This is a genomic window from Streptomyces sp. NPDC059477 (genome assembly GCF_042749375.1).
GTDB lineage: Bacteria > Actinomycetota > Actinomycetes > Streptomycetales > Streptomycetaceae > Streptomyces.
In genome coordinates, this window is sequence record NZ_JBHYUG010000145.1 from 5,076 (window position 1) to 13,689 (window position 8,614).

9 protein-coding genes are annotated in these 8,614 nt (G+C 71.8%); 8 read left to right on the forward strand and 1 reads right to left on the reverse strand.

Going from position 1 to position 8,614, the window contains the following annotated elements; translation table 11 throughout:
• Window positions 1–414: 414 nt before the first annotated feature.
• The gene (locus ACFXAZ_RS37895) at window positions 415–882 is read right to left on the reverse strand and encodes a DUF3093 domain-containing protein (protein WP_384601078.1); all 468 of its coding nucleotides are present in this window, start codon (window positions 880–882) and stop codon (window positions 415–417) included.
• A 97-nt stretch (window positions 883–979) separates the two neighbouring features.
• Between ACFXAZ_RS37895 and ACFXAZ_RS37900 the strand changes: the two genes are divergently transcribed.
• The 8 genes from ACFXAZ_RS37900 to ACFXAZ_RS37935 all read left to right on the forward strand — a co-directional run bounded on the left by ACFXAZ_RS37900 (window position 980) and on the right by ACFXAZ_RS37935 (window position 8,610).
• Window positions 980–1,564, forward strand: a complete 585-nt coding sequence (locus tag ACFXAZ_RS37900; protein ID WP_384601081.1) for a PaaI family thioesterase — start codon at window positions 980–982, stop codon at window positions 1,562–1,564.
• A complete protein-coding gene (gene dut / locus ACFXAZ_RS37905) occupies window positions 1,561–2,121 on the forward strand; it encodes a dUTP diphosphatase (RefSeq protein WP_384601084.1) in 561 nt (186 codons plus the stop codon). Before ACFXAZ_RS37900 ends, dut begins: the two co-directional genes overlap by 4 nt.
• Before the next feature lies 1 nt (window position 2,122).
• A complete protein-coding gene (locus ACFXAZ_RS37910) occupies window positions 2,123–2,911 on the forward strand; it encodes a DUF3710 domain-containing protein (RefSeq protein WP_384601087.1) in 789 nt (262 codons plus the stop codon).
• 195 nt (window positions 2,912–3,106) lie between these two features.
• The gene (locus tag ACFXAZ_RS37915; RefSeq protein ID WP_384601090.1) at window positions 3,107–3,799 is read left to right on the forward strand and encodes an ABC transporter ATP-binding protein; all 693 of its coding nucleotides are present in this window, start codon (window positions 3,107–3,109) and stop codon (window positions 3,797–3,799) included.
• A gap of 153 nt (window positions 3,800–3,952) precedes the next feature.
• On the forward strand, window positions 3,953–6,718 hold the full coding sequence (locus tag ACFXAZ_RS37920) for an ATP-binding protein (protein ID WP_384601092.1): 2,766 nt from the start codon (window positions 3,953–3,955) through the stop codon (window positions 6,716–6,718).
• Window positions 6,715–7,398 carry a response regulator gene (locus ACFXAZ_RS37925; protein WP_384601095.1) on the forward strand — a complete coding sequence of 228 codons (684 nt, stop codon included), beginning with the start codon at window positions 6,715–6,717 and terminating at the stop codon, window positions 7,396–7,398. The genes ACFXAZ_RS37920 and ACFXAZ_RS37925 overlap by 4 nt, the downstream gene beginning before the upstream one ends.
• A gap of 66 nt (window positions 7,399–7,464) precedes the next feature.
• Window positions 7,465–7,863 carry an OB-fold nucleic acid binding domain-containing protein gene (locus ACFXAZ_RS37930; protein ID WP_382693324.1) on the forward strand — a complete coding sequence of 133 codons (399 nt, stop codon included), beginning with the start codon at window positions 7,465–7,467 and terminating at the stop codon, window positions 7,861–7,863.
• 3 nt (window positions 7,864–7,866) lie between these two features.
• The gene (locus ACFXAZ_RS37935) at window positions 7,867–8,610 is read left to right on the forward strand and encodes a DUF3159 domain-containing protein (RefSeq protein ID WP_384601098.1); all 744 of its coding nucleotides are present in this window, start codon (window positions 7,867–7,869) and stop codon (window positions 8,608–8,610) included.
• The last annotated feature ends 4 nt before the right edge of the window (window positions 8,611–8,614 follow it).

Here is an 8,614-nt window from a genome sequence, read left to right on the forward strand (position 1 = left end):
CACAGTGCCCCCCTCGCCCCGCGCGCCCGCGGCCCGCCCCACACCCCGCCGCCCCCCCTCGAGGCTCCCCGGACGCGGGGGGCGGGCGGGGGGGGGGCGAGGGCCATTCGCTCAGGCCCTCGCCAGGCCACGTGGTGGGCCGCGCCGTGGGGAATTCGCTCAGGCACTCGCGCCGCCACGGGAAGGTGGCGGTGCCGCGCCGCAGGGCGGTCGCTCAGGCTCCCCGCCACGCCACGGCCCTCGCCCCGCCAGTGGCCGGCCGCGACGCGCGCCGCCACGGGCAGGCCCGCGCGCCACAGCTCGGGTGGGCACTCGCGCCGCCAAGCAGGCCCGCGTGCCGCAGCTCCGGTGGGCCCTCGCGTCGCCACGGGCAGGTCCGCGCGCCGTAGTGCTCGGGCTGTCGCCCGTTGTCGCTCAGGATGCCGCTGCCCGTGCCCTGCGTACCGCCTCTGCCAGTTCTTCCGGGTGGCGGGTGGAGAGGTACAGGTAGGGGGTCGGGTCGGTGGGGTCGGTGACCTCGATGCGGACGGCGGTGGGGATGTAGGCGCGCAGCAGCATGAAGGCGCGGGTGTCGGCCTTGTGGGTGCGCCAGGCGCGGGCCTCCTCCAGGTCCAGCACATGGGTCTCGCCCAGCGCCGCCACCGGGACCTTCGCCTCGCCCGCGACCAGCGCCCCGCCGACCACCCGGATCCGGACCGAGCCGTACGAGCTGGCCGCGACCGCCGCCACGGCGGTGCCGCCGACCAGGCCGCCGAGCAGCGGCAGGGTGCCGAACGGCAGGAATGTCAGTGCGAGACCGATGCCCACCAGCAGGGAAATGCCCCACCAGATCTTGGGCGCGGTGAGGCGTTCTTCGTACGGGGTGGCCGAGAGCTGCTCCATGCCGGACAGCTTGGCACGGGGCGTGTGCCGGGCCGTCGCCAGGGCGGTGGGGAGGAAGCGCCGTAGGTCACAGCGCAGGCGGGTAAGGTCTGCGGCTGTGAGTGGTACTTCCCCGAGTCCGCAGCCCCCGGCCGACGCCGTGCCGCCGGTGCGGCATCCCGACGCTCCCGCCCCCGGTGAGCTGCTCGGATCGCACTACGGCCAGTGCTTCGGCTGCGGCGGCGAGCAGCCGCACGGGCTGCATCTGGCGGCGCGGGCCGGCGAGGGCGTGTCGATCACCGCCGAGTTCACCGTGCGCGCCGCCCACCAGGGCGCCCCGGGCCTCGCCCACGGCGGGGTGCTGGCCAGCGCCCTGGACGAGACGCTCGGCTCGCTGAACTGGATGCTGCGGGTGATCGCGGTGACCCGGCGGCTGGAGACCGACTTCGTGCGGCCCGTGCCCGTCGGCGCCACCCTGCACTTGCGTGCCGAGGCCGTGGCGGTGGCCGGGCGGAAGATCTACTCCACGGCCACCGGCCGGATCGGCGGCCCCGACGGGCCGGTCGCCGTCCGCGCGGACGCCCTTTTCATCGAGGTCAAGGTGGACCACTTCGTCCACAACGGCCGCCCCGAGGAGATCCGGGCCGCCATGAGCGACCCCGACCAGATCCGGCGGGCCCGCGCCTTCGAGGTGAACCCGTGAGCCGCGACCCGCTCGGCGTTCTCGTCCGCCGTGTCGACCCCGACGTACCGCTGCCCGCGTACGCGCATCCCGGGGACGCCGGGGCCGATCTGCGCACCACCGAGGCGTGCGAGCTGAAGCCCGGGGAGCGGGCCGTGCTGCCCACGGGGGTGTCGGTGGCCCTGCCCGAGGGGTACGCCGCCTTCGTGCACCCCCGATCCGGGCTCGCCGCCCGCTGCGGCGTCGCCCTCGTGAATGCCCCCGGGACGGTTGATGCCGGGTACCGTGGGGAGATCAAGGTGATCGTGGTGAATCTCGACCCGCGCGAGGCCGTGCGGTTCGAGCGCTTCGACCGGATTGCCCAACTGGTCGTCCAGCAGGTCGAGAGGGTCCGCTTCCAGGAGGTCGCGGAGCTTCCCGGCTCGGCGCGGGCCGACGGGGGCTTCGGGTCCACCGGAGGCCATGCCGCCGTCGCCACGACCAGCACAGCAAGCGGCACGAACGGTCAGGCCGCCGCGGGCGGCACGACGGGTGGGAATCGATACGCTTCGGTCGTATCCGACCGGGAAGGACAGTGACGTGTTCGGACGTCGCAAGAAGAAGGATGCCGCCGAGGACGCGGCCGGCGAGGCCGAGCAGGTCGTCGACAGTGTCGACACTGAGGCGGACGACGAAGGCGAGGGCACGGGCGAAGGCGCCGGCGAGCGCGACCGCGTGCGGCTCGAACCCGAGCCCCGCCCCGACGGCCCCTGGGACAGCACCGAGGTGAGCGACCCTGCCGAGGGCCGCGTGGACCTCGGCGGCCTCTTCGTCCCGGGCGTCGACGGCATGGAGCTGCGGGTCGAGGTCGCGGGCGACGCGATCGTCGCGGCCACGGTCGTGCTGCGCGACAGCGCGGTCCAGCTCCAGGCGTTCGCGGCACCCAAGCGCGAGGGCATCTGGGGCGAGGTCCGCGAGGAGATCGCCACCGGCATCACCCAGCAGGGCGGCATCGTCGACGAGATCGAGGGGTCGCTGGGCTGGGAGCTGCGCGCCCAGGTGCCGGTGAAGCTGCCGGACGGCACGGGCGGCTTCCAGGTCGTGCGGTTCGTCGGTGTGGACGGCCCCCGCTGGTTCCTGCGCGGAGTGATCTCCGGGCAGGGCGCGGTGCAGCCGCAGGCCGCCGGGCTGCTGGAGCAGATCTTCCGGGACACCGTCGTGGTGCGCGGCGAGGGCCCGATGGCTCCCCGTGACCCGATCGTCCTGAAGCTGCCGAACGACGCGCAGATGGTCCCCGAGGGCGTTCAGCAGGAGGACCAGGCCGGCTCCCGCTTCTCCGGCGGCATGGGCCAGCTCCAGCGCGGACCGGAGATCACCGAGGTCCGCTGAGCCGTCCCCCGGGGCGGCGGGTGCCCGGTACCGGGTGCCGAGAACGCGTGGTGCCGATGGGCTGCGTTTCCTGCCAAGGGGAGCGCGGCCCATCGGCGTTCCTGAACCCACGGGGACAACGGCGATCCACGCCGAACCGTTGATCGGCCGGGCGCCCCCGGAGATACTGGCGCCCGGCCCACGGGGGAGAAGATCATGAACCAGGTGGTCACGGAGACCATGGTCGGCGTCGAGGACGTCCACAAGTCGTACGGTCAGGGCGCCGCCGCCGTCCACGCCCTGCGGGGCGTCTCGTTCACGATCCCGCGCGGCGAGCTGGTCGCTCTCAAGGGGCGCTCCGGGTCCGGCAAGACGACCCTGCTCAACATCGTCGGCGGGCTCGACGCGCCCGACAAGGGCCGGATCACCGTCGACGACCGGGAACTGACCGCGCTCGGCGAGAAGGGACTGCTGGAGCTGCGCCGGGACCGGATCGGGTTCGTCTTCCAGTCCTTCGGGCTCATCCCGATCCTCAGCGCCGCGGAGAACGTCGGCGTCCCGCTGCGGCTGCGCAAGGCCGACCCGCGCGAGCGCGAGGAACGCGTCGCGCTGCTGCTCGGCCTCGTCGGACTCGCCGACCACGCCGCCCAGCGCCCCGGCGAGCTGTCCGGCGGCCAGCAGCAGCGCGTGGCCATCGCCCGCGCCCTCGCCAACCACCCGGCGCTGCTCATCGCCGACGAGCCCACGGCCCAGCTGGACGCCGAGACCGGGCACGCCGTGATGGACCTGCTGAAGGCGGTCGTCCGCAGCGAGGGCGTCACCGCACTGGTCGCCACCCATGACACGACCCTGCTGGACCTGGCCGACCGGGTGCTGGAGCTGAGCGACGGCACGATCGTCGAGGCCTGACGGGCGGCCCCACCAGGGGTGCGGCGGCGTACGCCCGGCGCATCAGGGTTCTGTCAAAGACGTCCGCTGACCTACCCCTCGTCCCATTTGTCGGCACCGTTGGCCGTAAGGTCTACGCTGCGTACGCGGCAGTGACGGGAAGACAATAGGACCATGGCACGCGGCAAGCTTCGGATCTACCTCGGTGCGGCACCGGGCGTCGGCAAGACCTACGCCATGCTGTCGGAGGCCCATCGCCGGGTGGAGCGGGGCACCGACTGCGTGGTCGCCTTCGTCGAGCATCACAACCGGCCCCGTACGGAGGTGATGCTGCACGGCCTGGAGCAGATCCCGCGCCGTGACCTGGAGTACCGGGGCACCAGCTTCACCGAGATGGACGTCGACGCCGTCCTGGCCCGCCGTCCCAAGGTCGCCCTCGTGGACGAGCTGGCGCACACGAACGTGCCCGGCTCCCGCAATCCCAAGCGCTGGCAGGACGTGGAGGAGCTGCTGGCGGCCGGGATCGACGTGATCTCGACCGTCAACATCCAGCATCTGGAATCGCTGGGTGATGTGGTGGAGTCGATCACGGGGGTGCGGCAGCAGGAGACGGTGCCGGACGAGGTGGTGCGGCGGGCGGATCAGATAGAGCTGGTCGACATGTCGCCGGAGGCGCTTCGACGTCGTATGGCGCACGGGAACATCTACAAGTCGGACAAGGTCGACGCGGCGCTGTCGAACTACTTCCGGCCGGGGAACCTGACGGCGCTGCGGGAACTGGCGCTGCTGTGGGTGGCGGACCGGGTCGACGAGTATCTGACCGAGTACCGCAGTGAGCACCGGGTGTCGAAGATCTGGGGTTCGCGGGAGCGGATCGTGGTCGGGCTGACCGGCGGTCCGGAAGGGCGGACGCTGATCCGGCGGGCCGCGCGGCTGGCCGAGAAGGGCGCCGGCGGCGAGGTACTCGCCGTGTACATAGCCCGCAGCGACGGGCTGACCGCCGCCTCGCCGAAGGAGCTGGCCGTCCAGCGCACCCTCGTCGAGGACCTCGGCGGCACCTTCCACCACGTCGTCGGTGACGACATCCCGGCCTCCCTGCTCGATTTCGCGCGGGGCGTCAACGCCACCCAGATCGTGCTGGGCTCGTCGCGGCGCAAGAGCTGGCAGTACGTCTTCGGACCGGGCGTCGGGGCGACCGTGGCCCGCGAGTCCGGGCCCGACCTCGATGTGCACATCGTGACCCACGAGGAGGCCGCCAAGGGTCGTGGGCTGCCCGTGGCCCGGGGTGCCCGGCTCGGGCGGGGCCGGATCATCTGGGGCTGGGTCGTCGGACTGGCCGGCCCCCCGCTGCTGACGCTGCTGCTCAGCACGGTCAGCATCGGCCTCGCCAACGACATGCTGCTCTTCCTCACCCTCACGGTGGCCGCGGCCCTGCTCGGCGGCCTGTACCCGGCCCTCGCCTCGGCCGCCTTCGGCTCACTCCTGCTGAACTACTTCTTCACCTATCCGCTCCACCGCCTGACCATCTCCGACCCCAAGAACATCGTTGCCCTGGTCATCTTCATCGGGGTGGCGGTGTCGGTCGCGTCCGTCGTGGACACGGCCGCCCGGCGCACCCATCAGGCCGCCCGGCTGAAAACCGAATCGGGCATACTCTCCTTCCTCGCCGGCAGCGTCCTGCGCGGCGAGACCAGCGTGGAAGCGCTGCTGGAGCGGGTGCGGGAGACATTCGGGATGGAGTCGGCGGCCATGCTGGAGCGGGCGAGCGACGTCGAGCCCTGGACCTGCGCGGGCCGGGTGGGCATCGGGCCCGAGCTGAAGCGGCCCGAGGACGCCGACGTGGATGTGCCCATCGGCGACCACATGGCGCTCGCGCTGACCGGCCGGGTGCTGCCCGCCTCCGACCGCCGGGTGCTCGCCGCGTTCGCCGCGCAGGCGGCCGTGGTGCTGGACCGGCGGCGGCTGCGCGAGGAGGCCGACCAGGCCCGGAGGCTGGCCGAGGGCAACCGCATCCGTACGGCGCTGCTGGCCGCCGTCAGCCATGATCTGCGGACCCCGCTCGCCGGGATCAAGGCGGCCGTGTCGTCGCTGCGCTCGGACGACGTGGCCTGGTCGGAGGAGGATCAGGCGGAGCTGCTGGAGGGCATCGAGGAGGGCGCCGACCGGCTCGACCACCTGGTGGGCAATCTGCTCGACATGTCCCGGCTCCAGACCGGGACCGTCACGCCCATCATCCGCGACATCGACGTGGACGAGGTGGTGCCGATGGCGCTCGGCGGGGTGCCCGAGGACAGCGTGGAGCTGGACATCCCGGAGACCCTGCCCATGGTGTCGGTGGACGCCGGACTGCTGGAGCGGTCGGTGGCCAACCTGGTGGAGAACGCCGTCAAGTACAGCCCGCCGGAGCAGACCGTGCTGGTGTCGGCGAGCGCCATCGCCGACCGGGTGGAGGTACGGGTGGTCGACCGGGGGCCCGGCGTGCCGGACGAGGCGAAGGAACGCATCTTCGAGCCCTTCCAGCGGCACGGCGACGTACCGCGCGGCGCCGGGGTCGGACTCGGACTCGCCGTCGCCCGGGGCTTCACCGAGGCGATGGGCGGCACACTGATGGCGGAGGACACGCCGGGAGGCGGGCTGACCATGGTGCTGTCGCTGCGGGCGGCTGCCCGGGGCGGCGGTACGGCGGCAGGGCACGGCGAGAACGGCGAGAACCGCGACAACGGCGAGAACCGCGACAACGGGGAGAACCGCGAACACGGGGAGAGCGGCGAGGGCGGGGAGAGCGGGGCGCCGGGGGAGGCCGAGGCCCGGCCCGGTGACCTCGGTGTTCCCGGTGTTCCCGGTGACGCCGGGGGACCGGCGGATGTGACGAAGGCGCGGGCCGAGCGCTCGCGCACCGGGGCCGACAGCCCCGTACGACCCGAAAGGCAGGCTTCATGACCCGGGTGCTCGTGATCGACGACGAGCCGCAGATCGTGCGCGCCCTCGTGATCAACCTCAAGGCACGCAAGTACGAGGTCGACGCGGCGCACGACGGGGCCACCGCCCTTCAGCTGGCCGCCGCCCGGCACCCCGATGTGGTCGTGCTGGACCTGGGGCTGCCGGACATGGACGGGGTCGAGGTGATCAAGGGCCTGCGGGGCTGGACCCGGGTGCCGATCCTGGTGCTGTCCGCGCGGCACTCCTCCGACGAGAAGGTCGAGGCGCTCGACGCGGGTGCCGACGACTACGTCACCAAGCCGTTCGGCATGGATGAGCTGCTCGCCCGGCTGCGGGCCGCCGTGCGCCGTGCCGAGCCCACCGGGGCGGGTGAGGACGAGGTGACGGTGGAGACCGAGGACTTCACCGTCGATCTCGCCGCGAAGAAGGTCAACCGCGCGGGCAAGGACGTACGGCTCACCCCCACCGAATGGCATCTGCTGGAGGTGCTGGTGCGCAACACCGGGCGGCTGGTCAGCCAGAAGCAGCTCCTCCAGGAGGTGTGGGGGCCGTCGTACGGGACGGAGACCAACTATCTGCGGGTCTACATGGCTCAGCTGCGGCGGAAGCTGGAGGCGGATCCCTCGCACCCCCGGCACTTCATCACCGAGCCGGGAATGGGATACCGGTTCGAGAGATAGCGCGGAAGACATGATGCGGGAAATGAGGGCTACTGGGCTGTCGGTGTGCCCCGGTACCCTTCAGACATGAGTGCTGTTCCTCGTTCCGAAAAGCCGGTGGGCCGGTTCCGGCGCATGCTCGACCGGCTCTCCTCGTCGCAGGAGGACCTGGAGTCCGAGGAGCTGCGGGAGGACGCCGACATCACCGGCTGTACACGCATCTGTGACTGCCATGACCGACAGATAGTGACGGTTACTGGTACCTTGCGCACGGTCACGCTGCGACCACGGGCGGGCGTCCCGGCCCTGGAGGCCGAACTGTTCGACGGCTCCGCCGCGCTGGACGTGGTATGGCTCGGGCGGCGTTCCATCGTCGGGATCGAGCCGGGCCGGAAGATGATCGCGTCGGGCCGGATCTCGCTGAGCCGGGGCCGCCGTGTGCTGTTCAATCCCAAGTACGAACTGAGACCCCTCGGACGGGAGTAGCCGGTGACGTCGCTCGACAAGCCGACCGAAGACGCCCAGCAGGAGCAGGATTCACGGGCGGTCACGGAGGCCGCCCTGTTCGAGGCGTTCGGCGGCGTCCGCGGCATGGTCGAGACCGTGGTGCCGGGGCTGCTGTTCGTCAGCATCTACACGATCAACAAGGACCTGCATCTGTCGGCGATCGCCGCGCTGGCCGTGTCCCTGGTGCTCGTGGTGGTCCGGCTGGTCAGGAAGGACACCGTCAAGCACGCGTTCAGCGGGGTCTTCGGGGTCGCCTTCGGTGTCGTCTTCGCGATGATGACGGGCAACGCCAAGGACTTCTATCTGCCGGGCATGCTGTACACGGTGGGGCTGGGGTTCGCGTACATCATCACCACGCTGTGCGGGGTGCCGCTGATCGGGCTGGTCCTCGGGCCGGTGTTCAAGGAGAACCTGTCCTGGCGGACCCGCAATCCCGGGCGCAAGAAGGCGTATGCCAAGGCCAGCTGGGCGTGGGGGCTGATTCTGCTCGGCAAGTCGGCGATTCTGTTCCCGCTGTACTGGTGGGCGGACACGACGCAGCTGGGGTGGGTGCTTGTTGCCCTCAAGATTCCGCCGTTCCTGTTGGCTGTGTGGCTGACGTGGGTGTTCCTGGCGAAGGCGCCCGCGCCTATTGATGTGTTTGCGGAGATGGAGGCGGCGGAGGCGGCCGAGAAGGCGGAGCGGGAGGCTGCCGAGCGGGAGGCTGGGGCGCGGGTGCCTGAATAGGTGC

Excerpts from the sequence above, each read along its gene's own strand:
- ACFXAZ_RS37895 (WP_384601078.1), bottom strand. The coding sequence starts at position 882 with ATGGAGCAGCTCTCGGCCACCCCGTACGAAGAACGCCTCACCGCGCCC.
- ACFXAZ_RS37920 (WP_384601092.1), top strand. The coding sequence starts at position 3,953 with ATGGCACGCGGCAAGCTTCGGATCTACCTCGGTGCGGCACCGGGCGTC.
- ACFXAZ_RS37915 (WP_384601090.1), top strand. The coding sequence starts at position 3,107 with ATGAACCAGGTGGTCACGGAGACCATGGTCGGCGTCGAGGACGTCCAC.
- ACFXAZ_RS37925 (WP_384601095.1), top strand. The coding sequence starts at position 6,715 with ATGACCCGGGTGCTCGTGATCGACGACGAGCCGCAGATCGTGCGCGCC.
- ACFXAZ_RS37930 (WP_382693324.1), top strand. The coding sequence starts at position 7,465 with ATGAGTGCTGTTCCTCGTTCCGAAAAGCCGGTGGGCCGGTTCCGGCGC.